The sequence below is a fragment of the Nitrospirillum viridazoti CBAmc genome (assembly GCF_000730165.1).
GTDB classification, from domain to species: Bacteria; Pseudomonadota; Alphaproteobacteria; order Azospirillales; family Azospirillaceae; genus Nitrospirillum; species Nitrospirillum viridazoti.
Genome location: NZ_CP022113.1, coordinates 21,598 through 39,831, shown reverse-complemented (window position 1 = coordinate 39,831; position 18,234 = coordinate 21,598). Strand labels below are relative to the sequence as shown.

12 protein-coding genes are annotated in these 18,234 nt (G+C 66.2%); 2 read left to right on the top strand and 10 right to left on the bottom strand.

Going from position 1 to position 18,234, the window contains the following annotated elements; genetic code table 11:
• Positions 1-293: 293 nt before the first annotated feature.
• From Y958_RS28440 to Y958_RS28415, 6 genes are all read right to left on the bottom strand, one after another.
• Positions 294-1,763, bottom strand: coding sequence for an efflux transporter outer membrane subunit (locus tag Y958_RS28440; RefSeq protein ID WP_088875317.1), 1,470 nt, complete (start codon positions 1,761-1,763; stop codon positions 294-296).
• Between the two features lie 5 nt (positions 1,764-1,768).
• Positions 1,769-2,977, bottom strand: a complete 1,209-nt coding sequence (locus tag Y958_RS28435; protein WP_186291651.1) for an efflux RND transporter periplasmic adaptor subunit — start codon at positions 2,975-2,977, stop codon at positions 1,769-1,771.
• A 66-nt stretch (positions 2,978-3,043) separates the two neighbouring features.
• Positions 3,044-6,238 (bottom strand): efflux RND transporter permease subunit, encoded by a 3,195-nt coding sequence (locus Y958_RS28430; protein ID WP_088875316.1) that lies wholly within the window; start codon positions 6,236-6,238, stop codon positions 3,044-3,046.
• 201 nt (positions 6,239-6,439) lie between these two features.
• Positions 6,440-7,840, bottom strand: coding sequence for a sensor histidine kinase (locus Y958_RS28425; RefSeq protein ID WP_145727938.1), 1,401 nt, complete (start codon positions 7,838-7,840; stop codon positions 6,440-6,442).
• A complete protein-coding gene (locus tag Y958_RS28420) occupies positions 7,827-8,528 on the bottom strand; it encodes a response regulator transcription factor (RefSeq protein WP_040848795.1) in 702 nt (233 codons plus the stop codon). The genes Y958_RS28425 and Y958_RS28420 overlap by 14 nt, the downstream gene beginning before the upstream one ends.
• Positions 8,529-8,588: 60 nt before the next feature.
• On the bottom strand, positions 8,589-11,477 hold the full coding sequence (locus Y958_RS28415) for a glycoside hydrolase family 127 protein (protein ID WP_088875314.1): 2,889 nt from the start codon (positions 11,475-11,477) through the stop codon (positions 8,589-8,591).
• Positions 11,478-11,768: 291 nt separating this feature from the next.
• Between Y958_RS28415 and Y958_RS28410 the strand changes: the two genes are divergently transcribed.
• Complete coding sequence (locus tag Y958_RS28410; RefSeq protein ID WP_088875313.1) at positions 11,769-12,656, top strand: hypothetical protein; 888 nt, start codon at positions 11,769-11,771, stop codon at positions 12,654-12,656.
• Positions 12,657-12,737: 81 nt separating this feature from the next.
• Here the strand turns inward: Y958_RS28410 and Y958_RS28405 are convergent, their stop codons facing one another.
• The 3 genes from Y958_RS28405 to Y958_RS28395 form a co-directional block, all read right to left on the bottom strand.
• Entirely contained in the window at positions 12,738-13,166 is a 429-nt protein-coding gene (locus tag Y958_RS28405) for a pseudoazurin (RefSeq protein ID WP_004273822.1), read from the bottom strand.
• A 117-nt stretch (positions 13,167-13,283) separates the two neighbouring features.
• The gene (locus tag Y958_RS28400) at positions 13,284-14,153 is read right to left on the bottom strand and encodes a ParB/RepB/Spo0J family partition protein (protein WP_088875312.1); all 870 of its coding nucleotides are present in this window, start codon (positions 14,151-14,153) and stop codon (positions 13,284-13,286) included.
• A gap of 5 nt (positions 14,154-14,158) precedes the next feature.
• Positions 14,159-15,187 carry an AAA family ATPase gene (locus Y958_RS28395; protein WP_050898566.1) on the bottom strand — a complete coding sequence of 343 codons (1,029 nt, stop codon included), beginning with the start codon at positions 15,185-15,187 and terminating at the stop codon, positions 14,159-14,161.
• An 863-nt stretch (positions 15,188-16,050) separates the two neighbouring features.
• Here Y958_RS28395 and Y958_RS28390 point away from each other — a divergent pair.
• The gene (locus Y958_RS28390; RefSeq protein ID WP_186291650.1) at positions 16,051-17,307 is read left to right on the top strand and encodes a replication initiation protein; all 1,257 of its coding nucleotides are present in this window, start codon (positions 16,051-16,053) and stop codon (positions 17,305-17,307) included.
• Between the two features lie 649 nt (positions 17,308-17,956).
• Here the strand turns inward: Y958_RS28390 and Y958_RS28385 are convergent.
• Positions 17,957-18,217 carry a phage tail protein gene (locus tag Y958_RS28385; protein WP_198924908.1) on the bottom strand — a complete coding sequence of 87 codons (261 nt, stop codon included), beginning with the start codon at positions 18,215-18,217 and terminating at the stop codon, positions 17,957-17,959.
• Between the last annotated feature and the right edge of the window lie 17 nt (positions 18,218-18,234).

Here is an 18,234-nt window from a genome sequence, read left to right as displayed (position 1 = left end):
TTGCCACCACCGGGGCCCCCCGCCATGGCGGGGGTGTGTTTGACAGTTGCAATACACAGCGTAACCCCTGCCAAGGTTGTGTTTGCTGGAGCAATCAACCATGGTGCGGACAAGACTGCAAGCAACAACCCGTCACAAGGTGCGTCAATTTGCAGATTTGACATATATCGGCCGCGCGTGATTGTCGCAGGACGCTGCCTCGTAGACCGATTATCTTTCTATATCAAATGAGTAAGGCCACCAGGCACCTGTCGGGCGCCTGGTGGCCTTCAAGTGAACACCATGAAACCGTGTCAGAGGGCCTTGGCCGCCCGCTCCGGCAGGGTGCTAGACTCGTCATCGGAGGGGAGCGCGCTTTTGTCCCACCCCCCGCCCAGCGCCCGGATGAGGGCCACGTCGGCCTGCACCTGGCGGGTGTGCAGATCCAGGCTGCTCTGCTGCGCCTCCAACAGGGCTGTCTGCGCCGTCACCACCTCCAGGTAGCTGTCGGCGCCGTCGCGGTAGAGGTTGGTGGCCATGTCCAGGGTGCGCTGGGCCGCCAGGGTGCCGGCGTCCTCATCCTTGGCGGCCGTCCCCAGCCAACGGATGGCGGCCAAATTGTCCTCCACCTCGCGGAAAGCGTTCAGCACCGTCTCGCGATACTTGCCGGAGGCCTCGTCATGCTGGGCCACCGCCTTGGCCAGGCCTGCGTCCAGCCGCCCGCCCTCGAACAGCGGCAGGGTGACGCCGGGCCCCACCGACCAGAAAGCCATGGGCAGCTTCAGCAGGTTGAAGCCCGTGTCCTGGAAGCCGCCCACCGCCTGCAACGACAGGTCGGGATAATAGGCGGCGCGGGCCACGCCGATGCCGGCGTTGGCAGCCAGCACGTCGCGTTCCGCCGCCGCCACGTCCGGCCGGCGCTGCAGCAGGGTGGAGGGCAGCCCCGTGGGCACGGCCGGCAGGGCCGGTATCCACCGCACGGGCGCCAGGGTGAATTCCGCCGGCGCCAGGCCCACCAGGGCTGCGATGGCGTGTTCCATCTGCGCCCGCTGCGACGCCACCTGCGAGACCTGGGACCGGGCGGTGTCCAGCTGGGTTTCCGCCCGCGACACGTCCAGCCCGGCCACGATACGGCCCTGGAACATGGTCTGGGTCAGGCTGAGCTGCTTCTCATAGGCCGTGACCGTATCGGCCAGGATGTGGGCGCGTTCATCCAGGCCGCGCAGCGCGAAATAATCGCTGGCCAGCTCGGCCTGCAACCCCAGCCGCACCGAGGCCAGGTCGGCGGCGCTGGCCTGGGCTTCCGCCCGGCCGGCGGCCACCTGGTTGCGCACCTTGCCCCAGAGGTCCAGTTCATAAGAGGCGGAGGCGCCGATGGTGTTGGCGCCGTAGACGTTGCGCTGCCCGGCGCCGCGCAGGGGGCGGTCCTTGGACTGGCGGTTGGTGCTGATGCTGGCGGTGCCGTCCACGCGCGGCAACAGACCGGCGGAGACGGCGGCGGCATCCGCGCGCGCCTCGTCATAGCGGGCCAGCGCCACGGCCAGCGTAGGGTTGGCCGCTTCGATCCGGTCCTCAAGGCCGTTCAGCACCGGGTCGTTGAAGGCCGTCCACCAGGGGCCGCGCGCCTGCTGGTCCGCCGGCTGGGCCGGCTGCCACGGGGCGCCACCGGCCTCCTTGAAGGCGGGCGGCAGGTCGAGGTGCGGCGGCTGATAGTCCGGCGCCAGGTTGCAGCCCGCCAGCGCCAGCAGCGCGCCACCGGCCATGAGAAACTTCGTGAAAGACATGGCTGTTACCGGTCCGCCTTCGCCGTGGTGCCCGCGGCCGCTTCCGCCACCTTGCCCGCCCCCTCACCCGCACCGGCCAGGCGCACCACGTCGCCCGACACCAATGTCTCGGGCGGGTTGTCGATGACCTTGTCCGTGGGCGTCAGGCCCGCCACGATCTCAACGCTGTCACCCATGTCGCGGCCAATGGTCACCGGCTTCAGCTGGGCCTTGCCGTCGGGGCCCAGCACGGCCACCTCGGCCCCCTTGTCGCTGGGGACCAGGACGGTCGCCGGCACCTTCACCATGTTGGCGTCGCTGGGCACCTGGAAATGCACCTCGGCGAAGGTGCCGGGCGTCAGCAGACCGTCCGGGTTGTCGGCCTGAAGTTCCACCAGCATGGTGCGCGACGCCTGGCTGACGGCGTTGGCCGTTGTCACCAGCGTGGCATCGAAGTGCCGGCCGGGATACTGCGGCAGGTCGAAGGCGGCCTTGACCCCCGGGGTCAGCAGACTGGCGAAGGCCTGCGGGATCTGCACGTACAGGCGCATGCTGTGCAGGTCCGACACCTGGAACAGTTCCTGCCCGGTCCCGCCGCCGGCATTGATCAGGGCGCCCACGTCGGTGGTGCGGGCGGTGACGACGCCGTCGAAGGGTGCCACGATGCGCTTGAACGCCGTCAGCGCCTCCAGCCGGCGGACGTTGGCGGCAGCACTTTCCACCGCCGCCCGCTTGGCGGCGCTATCGCCCACCTTCTCATCCGCCGCCTGCTGCGACACCGACTGCGAGGCCACCAGCGCCGCCCAGCGCTTGGCCGTCAGGTCCGCCAGCTCGGCGGTCGCCTTGGCCTTGGCCAGATCGGCCTTGGCCTGTTCCAGCTGCTGGTCCAGGTCGGGGGTGTCGATGGTGCCCAGCAGGTCACCCGCCTTCACCTTGGCACCGATATCCTTGTCCCAGCTTTTGAGGTAGCCGCTCACCCGGGCGTAGATCGGCGCCTGGGTATAGGCCTGCAGCGTGCCCGGCAAGGTCAGCGTCTGCTGCGCCGCCCCACGACTGACGGGCGCCAGCGCCACGGTGGGGACGGCCTGGTCGGCGTTCCATTGGACCAGTTCGCGGGTCGCACGGGCCCGGTCGGTCAAACCGACGGCGACGATGGCGCCGGCGGCAAGCAAGGCCACCCCCCCCAGCAAGGCCAGGCGGCGGGGATTGGGGGTGGTGATTTGGGCGGTGGACATGATCGGGTCGCTCCTATCCGGGACGGCGGCTGCGGCTCAAAGGAAGGGGTGGGATCGGGAAAAGGCTTAAACGGGGGCTGGCGCGGCCTGCCCGCCGGGCTCTCGGGCTCGCTCATGGTCGCGGGCATGCACCAGGCTGAACAGCGCCGGCACCAGGAACAGCGTGGCCAGCGTGGCGAAGACCAGCCCACCGATGACCGCGCGGCCCAGGGGAGCGTTCTGCCCCGGCTCGATGGCCATGGGCGCCATGCCGATGACCATGGCCAGGGCCGTCATCAGCACGGGGCGGAAGCGGGTGTGCCCCGCCTCCATGGCGGCGGTCAGGGCATCCACGCCGGCGGCGAGCCGTTCCCGGGCGAAGCTGATGACCAGGATGCTGTTGGCCGTGGCCACACCCATGCACATGATGGCCCCGGTCAGCGCCGGCACCGACAGGGTGGTGCCCGTGCCGAACAGCATCCAGATGATGCCGGCCAGCGCGCTGGGCAGGGCCATGACAATGACGAACGGGTCCATCCAGGATTGGAAGTTCACGACGATCAGCAGATAGATCAGCACGATGGCGAAGGCCAGGCCGATGAACAGCTGGTGGTAGGCGCTGGTCATGGTGGTGACCTGGCCCTGGATCTCAACGTGGCTGGCCCGCGGCAGATCCGCCGCCATGCTATCGACGGCCTTCTGCACGTCGGCGGCGATGGCGCCCAGGTCACGATCCTTGGGCGTGGCGTAGATGTCGATGGTCGGGCGCACGTTATAGTGAGTCACCACCGCGTCCTGCCGCCCCCGGCTGATCTGCGCCAGGCCGCCCAGCAACTGGCTGGACTTGCCGGCAGCGGCCGGCGTCAGCGGCATGGTCTGCAGGCCGGCCATGGTGTCGATGTCGCGCTGGGGCGTCTGGATGGACACTGGATAGGAGATGCCGTTCCTGTGATTCAGCCAGAAGGTCGGCGCCGTTTGCGTGCTGCCGGCCAGGGTGTCCAGCATGGTGGTCGCGGCATCCTTTTCGGTGAGCCCAACCAGGCCGGCCAGCGACCGGTTCACCGCCACCTTCAGCGACGGCAGCTGGAAGGCCTGTTCCACCCGGGCGTCGGCCACGCCGGGAATGCGGGCAATCTTGGCCAACAGCTTGTTGGTGTAGACGCGGTTGGCCTCCAGGTCGCTGCCGACGATCTTCACGTCCAGCGGCGCCGGCAGGCCGAAGTTCAGCACCTGGGTGGTGATGTCGGCCGGCAGGAAGGCGAAGGTGGTGCCGGGAAACAGCCGCGGCAGGTCGTGGCGCAGGATGTCCACATAGTCGTCGGTGGGCGCGTGGTCCTTGTTCAGCGCGATCAGGATGTCGGCATCCTCCACCCCGATGGTGCCGCTGTTGCCGTAGGCCATGTTGATGCCGCTGACCGGCAGGCCGATGTTGTCGACCATACCGCCCAGATCCTTGGATGGGATCACATGGCGGATGGCATCGCCGACATGGTCGCAAAGGCGGCTCATCTCCTCGATGCGCAGGCCGGTGCGGCCGCGGACGTGGATCTTGATCTGGCCGCCGTCAACGGCGGGGAAAAAATTCTGTCCCAGGAAGGGCGCCAGCCCGAACGTGCCCAGCGACACGGCCAGGAAACCGCCGATCATCCAGCGGCGATTCTCCAGGCCCAGCAGCAGCAGGCCCTGGTAGGTGGACCGCACCGCCTCGAACCCGCGTTCGAAGGTGCGCTGGAACTTCACGAAGGGATTGCGCGTGGGTGCGCCGTGGACATCGGTGTGCAGCCCGTGGCCGGCGTGGGCCTGGTTGCGCAGCAGATAGTTGGCCAGCGTGGGCACCAGGGTGCGCGACAGCACGTACGAGGCCATCAGGGCGAACACCACCGCCTCCGCCATGGGGCGGAACAGGAAGCCGGCGACACCGCCCAGGCCGAACATGGGCACGAAGGCGATGCAGATGCACAGGAGCGACACGGTGGCCGGCACCACGATCTGCTTGGCGCCGTCCAGGATGGCGGTCTCGATGGGCTTGCCGTGTTCCAGGTGCCAGTTGATGTTCTCGATGGTCACCGTGGCATCGTCCACCAGGATGCCCACCGCCAGCGCCAGCCCGCCCAGGGTCATGACATTGATGGTCTCGCCAAGGACGGACAGGGTGGTGATGGACGCCAGGATGGCCAGGGGAATGGACACGGTGATGATGAGCGTGGATCGCCAGCTGCCCAGGAACAGCAGGATCAGCAGGCCAGTAAGGCCAGCGGCGATGACACCCTCGCGGATCACGCCGCTGACCGCGTCCTTCACGAAGATGGACTGGTCGCCGATGGGGGTCAGGGTCACGCCGTCGGGCAGGGTCTTCTGGACATCGGGCAGGCGCTTGTAGACGCCGGCGATGATGTCGAGGGTGGAGGCGGAGCCGGCCTTCAGCACGGACATCAGCACCGCCTTCTTGCCATCCACGTGCACCACGTTGGTCTGGGGCGGGCTGCCGTCGTGAACATTGGCGACATCCCGCATATAGACAACGGCGCCGTTCACGGTCTTGATCGGCAAGTCGTTGAATGTGCTGATGTCGATCGGGGAGTCGTTCAGGTCGACGGGGTATTCCAGCTTGCCGATCTTCTGCGTGCCGGCCGGGGTGATCAGGTTCTGCACCGACAGGGCGGCGGCGACGTCGGTGGCCGACAGGCCGTAGGCGTGCAGGGCCTGCTGGTTCAGGTCGATCTGCACCTGGCGGACCTTGCCACCATAGACCGAGGGCAGCACGGCGCCCGGCACCGTCACCAGCTGCGGCCGGATGGAATTCTGCGCGATGTCGTTCAGCCGCGTTTCCGACAGATGATCGCTGGACAGGGCCAGTTGCAGGATGGGCACGCTGGCGGCGTTGAAGGTCAGGACCTGCGGCGGGTTGATGCCCGGCGGCATCTGCTTCAGCACCGTCTGCGAGATCGCCACCACCTGGGCCTGGGCGGCGTTGATGTTGACGTTGGGCTGGAAGAACACCTTCACCACGCCGAAGCCCTGCATCGATTGGGATTCGATATGCTCCACATCATTCACGGTGGAGGTCAGGGAACGCTCGTAATAGCCGATGATGCGCCCGGCCATGTCGTCGGGCTGCAGGCCGTTGTAGGTCCACACCACGGCGATGACGGGAATGCCGATGTCGGGGAAGATGTCGGTCGGCGTCTTCACCGCCGACGACACGCCGAAGATGAGGATCAGGATGGCCATCACGATGAACGTGTAGGGCCGGCGGAGCGCGATCTTGACGATTTCGATCATGACGGCACCCCCGGCTGCGGGCGGTGGCGACAGGCACAGGGCCGGCGATGGTCATTCATGATGCGGTGCGACACGTCTCGTGATCCCTCGAGAGCGGGTTCGTGAACCCAACACCTTGGGAAATAGGGGACGTCTCAACGAATTGGGATTAAATAATTTTTTTGGTTGCGTCGCAAAATACCGCCATAAATTGCGCCGAACCTACGGCCAAACGCCTGGGTTTCCAACCCCTTCGCTGTCTGCTGCGCCGCAAACGAGCGCGATGACGGCGCCCAAATCGTTGCCATCAATCACCAATTTGAAGCCATGCAGGGTCGCGATGGCCTGCACCAACGACAGGCCCAGGCCGTTGCCCTGGATATGGCGGCTTTTATCCAGGCGGTACAGGCGGCGGACCACGGCCCCCCGTTCCGCCGCCGGAATTCCAGGCCCGGTGTCCGACACCTCCACCACCGGCACAGCCTCCCCGCCGGTACCGCCCATGCCGGTGCGGATGAGGACGCGCCCGCCCTCGGGCGTGAACTTCACGGCGTTGTCCACGAGGTTGGCCACCGCCTCGATCAGCAGATCACGGTCGCCGGTCACGAAAAGGGGGCCTTTATCCTCTCGCGCCAGGGTCACCCCCTTGGCTTCGGCCAAGGGTTCGTAAAGGTCGAAGACCTCGCCCGCCACCTCCGCGAGATCCACGGTGGCGAAGCCCGCCTGGCGGCGGCTGTCCTCCAGCTCGGCGATGCGCAGCAGGGCGGTGATCATGCCGAACGCCTTGTCCAGGTCGGCCAGCGCCGCCTCCGCGCCCCGGCGCAGTTCCTCCGGCTCCTCGGCGGCCAACCCTCGCTCCAGCTTGGCGCGCATGACCGACAGGGGGGTGCGCAGATCGTGCGCTATATTGTCGCCCACCGCCCGGATCTCATCCAGCAGATGGACGATGCGGTCCAGCATCTGGTTCACCCGGGCCGACAGCTGGTCCACCGCGTCACGGTTGCCGGACAGGGGCAGGCGCTCGCGCAGGTCGCCACCCATGATGCGTCCTATGGTCTGCTGCACCGTCTGCACCCGGCGGCGCGCCCGCGCCCCACCCAGGACGCCGGACGCCAGCACCAGGGCCACGGCGGGCAGCAAGCCGGCGATCAGGGTGCGCGCCACCACCCGTTGCAGGGCCAGCAGCTCATCCATGGCGCGGCCCAGCACGACGGTGCCGCCGTCCGCCCGTTTGGCCGCGGCCAGGATGGCCGGCTGGGGCGGGCGGGCGTCGTTGGTCTGGATGTCCAGGCGATGGCCCTTGTCATCGATGGGCAGGTCCGGCGGCAAGGCATCCAGATTGCCGTAGCGCAGCTTGCCATCGGCGTCGAACCAGGCGGCCACGGTGACGCGGTGATAGTCCGACATGATGCGGACCTGCAGCTGATACAGCAGGATGTCGTCGCGCGTCTGCGCCGCCACCGCCGCCTCCTGCACCAGGTCGCGCTGCATGCGGCGCGTCTCCACCTCGCTGGTTTGCCAGTAGATGAAGCCGAAGATCAGCAGCATGCCCACCGACAGCGCGGTGGCGAAGCCCAGCGCCAGCCGGAACGGGCCCGCGCGGAACAGCTCAGTCCGCCGCACGGAGCATGAACCCGGCGCCACGCACGCGATGGATCATGGGCAGCTCCCCCATTTCATCGATCTTGTGCCTCAGTTTGCCCATGTGCACATCGACCACGTTGGTCTGCGGCACGAAGCGATAATTCCAGACATCGGTCAACAGCATGGCCGGCGTGATCACCTGGTCCGGCCGGCGCATCATGTACTCCAGCAGCTTGAATTCCCGGGGCAGCAGCGGCACCTCCCGTTCCCCCCGGCGCACGGTGCGGCTGAGCAAATCCATCTCCAGCGATCCCACCCGCAGGGTGGTGGCGCGGGTATCCGGCGGGCGGCGGCGCAGCGCCTCGACGCGGGCCACCAGTTCCGCCACGGCGAAGGGCTTGGTCAGGTAGTCGTCGCCGCCGGCGTTCAGGCCGCGCACCCGGTCATCGACCGAGCCTAGCGCGCTCAAGACCAGGATGGGGGTGGCGATGCCCTCATCCCGCAGTTCCTGCACCATGTCCAGCCCGTCCATGCCACCGGGCAGCATGCGGTCGGCGATGACTACCGCCACGCTGCGGTCGGCGCGCAGCACCTCCAGCGCCGCGGCGGCGGTGACGGAATGGCTGACGGTATACCCCCGGGCTTCCAGGCTGGTGACGATCTCCCGCGCCATGTCGGGCTCGTCTTCAACCAGGTGGAGGTGGGCGATGGTGTCGGAGGAAGGCATCAGGGGCAGTTCCAATACGGTCCTGCCCCCTAATCTAGTGCGTCACTGCGGTCTTGGGAATTAGGCGACGGTGATCCACACCTGCGAATGCCGGGCGTGGCCGCGGTCATGCCCCTCCGCCTCCCCCGTGGTATCGGCCGCCACCACCTGGCCTTGGGCGCCGATGGCGTAGTTGACGCCGGAGTCGATGCCGCCGACGCCGCCGGCCGCCGATGGCAGGCGGTTCATGCGGGCGTAGTTGGGGATGGCCAGCATGGGCGTGCCATCCTGCCATTGGCCCTTCAGGGCTACCACGCCGCCCAGCAGGTCGGGCCGCCATTCGGCGGTCACCGGCGTGGCCGCCAGCGGCTGATCGATGGACGGCTGATCGGCCTTCTCCACGTTGTAGACCAGCGGGCCGTAGCGAAGGGCGACCTTGCCTCGGGTCGCCTCCACCTTGTCGTCGCCCCTCACGCGCTGCACGGCCAGGGGCAGGACGAAATCGACGCGGTCACCGGCCGCCCATTCCCGCTCCACCACCGCATAGCCCTTTTCCATGCGGTACTGCACAGCCTTGCCGTTCACCGTCAGACTCTCCAGCCCGCGTACCGGCGGCGTGGCGGTGTAAAGGGCACTGGTGGCGCGGTCGGGCACGCGGATGCGCACGGCGAAGGATGTTGTCTTGGCCGGGTTGACGGTCAAGGCGACCGCCCCTTCCCAGGGGTAGTTGGTCTTCTGCACCATCTCCACCGCCGTGCCGGCGACATCGCCCACGTTCACCCGGCTGCCGATGAAAAGGTTCACGTTCACGCCCGCCTTGTCCTTGGCATAGGCCCAGGTGGGCACCATCAACAGGGTGCGCGGGATGTTACCGACGCAGCAGGGGCAGACGTGCCAGGTGGTGCGTTCGGTATCCACCAGCGGGTTGGTGTAGCAGAACGTCTGGCCGTCCAGCGCCGTGGAGCCAAGCAGCGCGTTGTACATCGTTTCCTCATAGAGGTCGGCGTACTTGGCGTCGTGATAGGCGATGTTGAGCTTGTACTGGAAAAAGATCAGGCCGCAGCTGGAGCAGGATTCACAGTAGGCGTCGTTGCGCAGGGCGTAATTCTCGCCAAAACCCTCCGCCGTATCGCCGCTGCCGACGCCGCCGGTGACGTAATACTTCTTGTTCACCATGTTGTCCCACAGGGACAGCACGGCGCTCTGGTAATTGATGTCGCGGGTTTCCGCCGCGATGTCCGCCATGCCGGAGTAGAAGTAGACGGCGCGCACGGCGTGGCCCACCGCCTCGTACTGCCGGCCGGGTGGCAGGTGGCTCTGGTCGTATTCCGATCCGCCGCGCCGGCTGTCCAGCAGGAAGCGCGCCAGCCGGATATAGGCGTCGCCGTGGCCCTGCCCCTCCATGTCGTTGACGAAGCGGCCGAAACGCACCAGCGCCTGCTCCATCTCCTGGTGCCCGTCAAACCAGTCCTTCTTGCCCGGGCCGATGTTGGCGACCCAGCAATCCGCCAGCTTCTTGGCCGCGTTATAGAGGCGCAGGTCCTTGCCGCCCGTCAGGGTGTAGTGGTTGATGGCGGATTCGATGAAATACCCCGCGACATAGCCCTCATGGTTGCCCCGCTGCTCCGGCGACCAGCGCGCCGGCCATTTGGCGCGGTCGGCCAGGGTGTAGGCGGTTTGCAGATAGCCGTCCGGCTCCTGCGCCGCCAGGATGACGGGTATCCATTCCCCCAGCTTGCGGCGCATCAGGTCCTGCGCGGCAATGATCTCCTTGTCGCCCTGCGGGTCGACCATCAGGGCGATGCACATGGATTCCACCGTCTGGTGCACCCAGGCGTTGGAAAAGACATAGCCCTTGTGGGCCGCGTGCGGCTCCCCGCGCAGGGCCTTGCCCGCCTCGATGAAATTATCCAGGCCCCCCTGCCCGATCTTCAGGTCCGTGCGCTCGCAATAGTCGATGCAATGGGGGATCCAGCGGGTGATCAGGGCCTTGGCCCGGGACGACCACAGGGGGCTGTCGATGGCGTAGGGGGTGGTGTAGACGACATCCAGCCGCTCGTCCGGCGGCGGCGTTTCCGCCCGTACCTTCAGGATGGACTGGGTGGTCTTGCCATCCGCCTTGGCGCTGAGTTGCAACACGTACTCGCCAGGGGCGGAGAAACGCGCGGTGGTGTCGACGCGGGTGGCGTCGGCGAAGCTGACGCCACCCGGCCCGCTGACCTTGTGCCACAAGGCCGCGGCGCCGGGGGCGGCGTCCAGGGTGCGCACCCTGCCGTCAAGGTAGGTTTGCCCGCCCAGTACCACGGCCCGGTCCTGACCGGCGGTGACCAAGGGCGGGAACACCGGTACGGCGCCATGGCTCCACACCCGCCACTGCAGCACGCCGACGGAGGCCTTGGCCGCCGGATCGATGTCCAGGCGCAGCCGCGTGGTGGTGATGGGATCGAAGGTGGTGCGGTTATAGGCGTCGGGCGCCAGGCCCAGCCCCTGCACGTTGCGCACCGGTACGAAGCGCTTGCCATCCCAGGCCGACACCCGCCAGCCGGTGGGCAAGGCCCCCTTCCAGCCGCCCAGCCACCAGTAGACGTCCACCGCGTTGGTACGCACCGGCACGTCCCAGCTGTATTCGATCCAGGCAGGACCGGAATGCGGCTCCGTCGCGAAGGCGCCCTCGGTATCATCCTTGGAGTTGGTGGGGGCGGCGTTGGTGTTGATGGCCGCTAGGCGCGTGCCGCTGGAGCGGTTGGACCAGCTGGTGCGGGCCATGACCGCCAGGTTGACGGGCGCCACAGCCCCTGCCGCCAGAGCCGCATGTCCGCCGCTCAGCCCAACGGCCAGGACGCCACCACCCGTGGTGGCCAGGAAGCGCCGCCGGTCGACCATACCCCCGACGGGGGGCATCCTCTCATCCATAGGGCTGCCCTGCACCCCGGTTCCGGAAACCGTGGCCTGATCACGCGTGCTGGTCATGGTTGTTCTTTCCCTCCGGCCGTTCGGGCCTGCCCGCTGATCACCAACGGCGGCCCCGTACCTCCCTGCCATAGTATTATCATATGATTATTGGATGCGGCGGGTCAACCCGGGCAAGGATACCGATGAGGGAACATCACCTCCCTTGACGTCCTGATATTTCTTCTACAATGTAATTAAAAATAGGCTGGCGGGCTCATCTAGAGACAAGCGACCCAGATTACCTAGATATAACAACGATATCAGCCAATCGTCCCGCAGATGGGTCCACGGAACGGCCGGGGGAAATCCATGGGAAATCAAACGACGCAGCCGTCCATCGCCATTGTTGGACTGCAAACCTTCATATTGGCGGCTTGCATGGGTCTGCTGACGCAAACGCCTGACGCTCATCCGATCGCGGAATGGGGACGCAGCATCGTGCTGGTAGGCACCGGCCTGACCGGCCTGATCCTGCGCACCCGCTATCGCGGCGAGGGATCGCCCCTGCGCCGGGGCTTGCTAGACGCCATGACGGCGGGGGTTTGCGTCCTATTGGCCCAGGCAGCCCTGATGGGCCTGATCGCCAGCGGGATATTGGGGCCCGACTGGGTGTTGCCCGGGCACCTGCGTGTCTTGGCGGTAGTGGCCCCGCCCATCCTCTGCCTGGTGGGTGCTACAGAGACCAGGGTGCGGATCGCCCCCCTTCCCCACAACCGGCTGATTCAGGATTACGGCCGGTTCGAGACCCGGGTGCGCCGGCGCAACTACGCGGAAATGATGGCCTTGACTATCATCATCCTGCTAACCGCCTTCTACGCCTTGCGCTTCCATCCCATGGTGGAACCGCTGAGTTGGACCTTCGTCACCCTTTACACCGCTGTCCTGCTCTACCTTGTCTTCCGGGGGGAAGTGCGGCCCCTACTCCCCGTCGGGGAAGACATGATGCGGGTACATTATGGGGCGGAGTTGAGACGCCAGCACCGCTTGCGGGGCGCGCTATGGTGGTTCTGGTTCATCCCACTGTTCGCCGGCCTGCTGACCAACGCGGCGTTGGGCGTATTGAAAGGGCAAATCGTCTTCGCCGTGGCCCATGCCCTGGGCATAGTCGGCCTCGCCTATTTCATTGTCCGCTTGAACCGCGACCGGGAACGGGCCGTGCGCCAGCAGGTGTCCAGTCTGGCGATCCCCTTCGCCTGACACCGGCCCTGCATGCCGCGCACCGGCGGGGGAGCGGCAGGGGAGACCCCTCCCCCGCCGCTTTTCTTTAAATTCAATGTCTTACTTGGCGGCAGCCAACAGTTTCTCAAACGCGGCCTTGGCCTTGCCGGTTTGCGGCACCGCCTTGGCGGCGTCCAAGTTTGTGGGCGTGCCGACCACGACCACGCCAACCATGCCCATGCCATAGTGCGGCTTGCAGCGATAGCCGTAGACGCCCGGCTTGTCGAAGGTGACGGTGAGCGTCTCATTGGGCTTGCCGGTGAAAGCCTGGGCGCCATCCGGCAGCATGCCGGGGATGCTTTCCACGTTGTGTCCGGCATCGACGGACTGGAAAGTCACCTTGTCACCGGGTGCGACCTTCACCAGGGCGGGTTCGAACACGAACATGCCGTCAGCGCCCTTGTTCAACATCTTGACGACATGCTCAGCGCCGAAAGCCGGGCCCGCCAAGGTCATCAAGGCCACCAGCGCCAGGGGAAGGGAACGCATCTTTACTCTCCGTCATGAGATAAGGTGGAACCGGATCCATCACCCGGCCCGCCCCTTCCCTACGACGGCGGAGCATTCCCGTCTTTGCGCTGGCGCAATGATTCGGGATCGTGGCCTTTATCCCAGCAGCGCATCGATGGCGGCGCGCAAGGCCCGCAACCGGTCGCGCTCCCTGTCCTTCAGCGCCGCTGGCCGCAGGGACCGCAGATTGCTGACCAGGCGTTCCACCGACGCCAGGTTCACGCCCGGGGTGGTGATGCCGGTGGACGGCCTGCCTTCCGTCACTTCCGGCGCCTGGTCCTGCGCCTTGGCGGCCCGGATGGTTCGAATGCTCAGCATGCCGCTGCGCGCGGATTGAATCAGCCTCTCCCGCACCGCCGGCTCATCAACCCGGGACAATTCCACCAGCACGTTGCGCGACAGGCCCAGTTCTGACGTCAGAACACCTTCGAGGACGTCGTCGGGCAGGCTGAGGATGCGCAGGGTGGCGCTGATCTCGCCCTTGGTCTTGCCCAGTGCCTCCGCCGCCTGGTTTTGGGTCCAGCCCTTGCCATCGATCAGGCGCTTCAGGCCGCGCGCCTCTTCCACCGGTGTCAGGTCCACCCGCTGCAGGTTCTCGATCAGCGCCAGCACTTCCGGGTCGCCGGTATGTTCGATGGCCAGGATGACGCCCCAGCCCAGCCGCTGCGCCGCCCGCCAGCGGCGCTCACCCGCCACCACGATCCAACGGCCGCGGTCCGCGGGGTCGCGGCGCACCAGGATGGGCTGTAGCTGGCCCTGCTCCGCCATGCTGGCGGCCAGGCCATCCAGCTCTTCTTCCGAGAACAGCTTGCGCGGCTGCTCCGGGTCCGGCGCAATGTGGTCGACCTGCAGCTCAATGCTGTGGTGGAAGCGGCTGTCGCGCGACATCACCAGCTCGCCCGACGCCTCACCAATCATGGCGGACGCGGCTCCCAGGATGGGGGAGGGTCGTTTCTTCACCGTCATGGCGCTTACGCCTCGCTCTCAACAGGAATTAGGTCGATGTCGGCGCGAGCCAGGGGCCGGCCGGCGATGATGCAATCCGCCAACTTACGATAAACCGCCGTGGCGGACGAGGTGGGCGATGCCTCCAGCGCGATGCGGCCGTTGCGCGCGGCGTGCCCGAACACGGCGCTATCGGGCACAGCCTCCAGCACCGGCACCTTTTCGCCCAGCGCCGTCACCAAGTGGGCCAGCACCTCGCGGTCCACCGACTTGCGGCGGCCGAATTGTGTGGGAAGGATGCCGGACAGGCGCAGGCCCGGGTTCAGGCGGCGCTGCACCTTATGGATGGTGTTCAGGATCAGGCCCACGCCCATGGTGTCATAGGGCTCGGTCCGCACCGGGATCAGCACCTCCTGTGCTGCGGCCAGGGCCATCCACGTCAACATACCCAGGTTGGGTGGGGCGTCGATGACAATGAAGTCATAGCCGGCGCGCACCGTGTCCACCGCCTCGCGCAAGGCGGCGTCGAAGCCCGGTTCCCGCCGACCATCGGTTTCCGACAGCTCAATATGGCTGGCCGCCAAATCGAAGGGCAGGGGGACCGCGGTTTCCACCATGCCCGGCTTCAGGATGGCGTCGGCCATGGCGCGGTTCTGCAGGATGACATGGGCCATGGTGCGGCCCTGGCGATAAACCTCCACCGCCGCGTCCGCCAGCAGGGCCACGGTCGCCGTTGCCTGCGGATCCATGTCGATCAACAGCACCCGGCTGCCGGACTGGCCGAGGGCGTAGGCCAGGTTCAGGGCGCTGGTGGTCTTGCCCACGCCGCCCTTCTGGTTGGCCAGCACGAAAACACGGGCGTTGCGTGGCTTGTGCGACGCGATCTGTTCCAGCTCGGCCGCAACATCGTCCGGAATGGGTTCCTTGCCGTTTTCCCAGCGGCTGATTTTGGGCTTGTCGTACGAGCGGGACAGGCGCTGGTTCAGCATGTCCTTCAAATCGCCTTGGCTTTGCCGCAGCATCTGGCGCAGCTCACGCATCCGATCGCCGTTCATCGCCCATCCTTCATTCTCAGGCCCGGTTCTGACGTCAGAACCTGCCAGGGGGACCATCAAGTGTCAACGACAACGTTGATGGTTGATAGTTGATCCTTCTTCCGAATCCAATCCTTGGGATGGACCTCGTCAGACTCTTTCCTAGATTCCAGTTGTTCCTGTTCAGAGGGCAAAAACGCGTTTCTTTGTAGGAGCTTAAGCGTCGTTTCCATGTGCTTTGTCCCGAGTCTGGATGCGCTTTGTCGCCGCTTCCAATGCGTTTTGTCCGCCGTCTATGTGTGAGCTGTCGCCAGCGGCCTGTTTTCTATGCGTTTTCTCGCCAGGGGTGCCATCCGAGGTCCGCGAGACGGGGCAGGGCGTGCGCCGGCCCTTTCCTGTGCGTTTTCTCGCCAGGGGGCCCGAGTCGTTTCCATGCGGTTTCTCGCCATATCGGCGGGGAGCCGAACGCCCCTAAAATAAGCAAGTAAAAACAAAGCGCTATGGCGCGTCGGCTAGCAACGTGACGCCGTTCTTCATGTGTTTTCTCGCCAGCCCTTTCCCACCCTTTCTATGCGTTTTCTCGTCATGGGGCGAAAGGTGCGGAGTCGCCGGTACGCTGAACCCGATTCACCGGGGTAGGGCGCCATTCTTATGTGTTTTCTCGCCAGTCGGGAGGCAGCCGCCGGGGTCTTTATGCGCTTTGTCGCCAGTTTGCCCGCGCCTATCGCGCCTTTCTATGTGTTCTATCGCCACCAACCGGGGGGCTGTTGACTCTGTGTGGTGCCGCTGCTCGACTGCACAGCATGAGCAGGATCGCAGCAAAACCGCCGGCCAGGCGCCCGGAGGCGACAGGGGATCCCTTTCGCCTGGACACGGATCCCACCGTGCCCAAGCCGCGTGGCACCATAGAGATCATTGAGACCGGTGGCGGCCTGACACTGTCCGACAAGAAGCTGTTCAATGTCATCCTGGCGCACAGCTGGGACAAGCTGGCTGATGCCACTGCGGCACTGCCGCCCTTCCGCGCCGCCACGGCCGATCTCAAGCGCGCCATCGGTGAGGAAACGGAGCATAGCAACGCCCGCCTGAAAAGCTGCTTTGACCGGCTGATGTCGGTGCGGGTGGAGTTCCCCTACCTCAGTTCCGATGGCGAGGTGAAGGAAGGCGGCGCGCCACTGCTGAGCTTCCGCGCCCTGCCCAAGGGCAAGGGTTACGCTGAATGGTCTTTCCCGGCGGAACTGCGCCCCGCCCTGGCCGAGCCATCGGCCTGGGCGCGCATCCACCTGGCGGTGTGCACCAGCTTCAGTTCCAAGTACGCGCTGGCGCTGTATGAGCTGCTGAGCGTGCGGGTCAACTTGCGCGAACCGGATTGGGAGGTGGATATCGACACCTTCCGCCAGCTGCTGAGCGTCAAGAACACCTCGGCCAACAAGAACTTTGGTATCCTTCAGCGCGAGGTGCTGGAACGTGCCGTGCGCGAGGTGAATGAGCTGTCGGCCATCGAGTGCAGCTATACCCCCATTCGGTCGCCGTCGCGCGGCCGGCCGGTGGTGGCCTTGCGCTTCACCATCCGCAAGAAGGAGCGGGCGGCCCTGACCTCCGCCGCGCGCGCCACGGAATTCGCCATTGATCCCGTGGGCCCGGTGGGCAAGGGCGGCTTTGCTGCCGGCGCCCGTGATGCCGACACCGTGGATTTGGAGGACGGCAAAACCGATCGTGACCGTCCCGTATCCGTACTGGGGTTGAAGCGGCGGGTCAGCGACACGGCGCTGGAACAGCTGCGCGCCGAATATCCCGGCACCGATATCGACGTGGCACTGGACCGCTGGGCGGATTGGGCGTCGGGCCAGGCGGGCAAGATCCGCAACGCCGACTTGGCCTTCGCCGGCTTCGTGCGCAAGCTGGCGGGCGAAGCGCCACCGGTCGTCGTCGCCGCTCCGGCACCCGCCTTGCCGGCGCCGCGCGGTACCCACCAGGGGCTGATTGATCGCCTGGCGGCGGAACCGTTGGACGTGCGCACTCGTCTGTACAAGCGGGCCCGGGAGTTGGGCGCGCCGGAAGTGCGGGCGGCATCGGCCGCCAGCAATATCCACAAGTGGGTGGATTGGGTGGCGGAGGAAGTGGCGGGCGTCCTGCGCTGATCCGAAATGGGGCGGGTTCTGGTTCTGACGTCGGAACTGGCTCGCTTTGGTTTCGCTGACAACAGAATGATGGAAGAACCGGCCTGTCCCTCGGAGGAACGCAAGCTAAGTAGGGTATCGCTTGCGTCAGCCAGGAGTAGGGGGGCTATTCCAGAAGCGCCAGCACATCCCCCACGGTCTCAACGTGGAGAACATCATGGTCTTCCGTGAATCGTTCCAGGGTGGAAGCAGCAGCGCGCGGCCCATGTCCTGAGAGCCCTCGATACGCGGCGCCTTCCGGCTGATGTCCAGGGTATGCCCGTTGGGAGCGCCGCTGGTGATGGCGGCGGGCAGGTCCGCGATCGCTTCCACCACAGGTATCGAGGACGAGAAGGACGCGCTTGTCCTCTATGAACTGCACCAGGCTGGGCGTCGGATCGTCCGATTGGTCCGCCAGGCTCTTCAGCGAGGTGAGCGCGGTTGCCCCCAATGATAGTAACGAGTCGCGTACCCGCCAATAGAGCCGGCAGCGCCATCACCTCCTTATCCCGCCCGGTCATCGGCTCAGGTGGGGCGGAAGGTTGGCGTGATCGCGTAAGCCGTCGGCACCGAATTCAGGGCCCCGGCCGTGGGGAGTTCTGACATCAGAACTCCCCACGGTTTCCGCAGCTTAATCGGAGGGCGGGAGATAGAGGCCCCGCATGGCGATCACCCACATGCAGCCCTTGGGGGCCTCTTTCCGCAGGTCGGGCAGGGCGAAGGTGGTGTGGCCGTCGCCACCAAACTTTGGGCCCAGCAGGGAGAAGAGCGCCTGGTAGTCACGGATGGGCAGTTGCGTGCCATCGCACAGGTGGAAACCTTCCGGCACGTAGGTGCCCGGCCATAACATGAGACTGGCGAGATAGGGATCGTCCATGAAGGTCCTCTGCATTATCCGCGCCGAGTCGG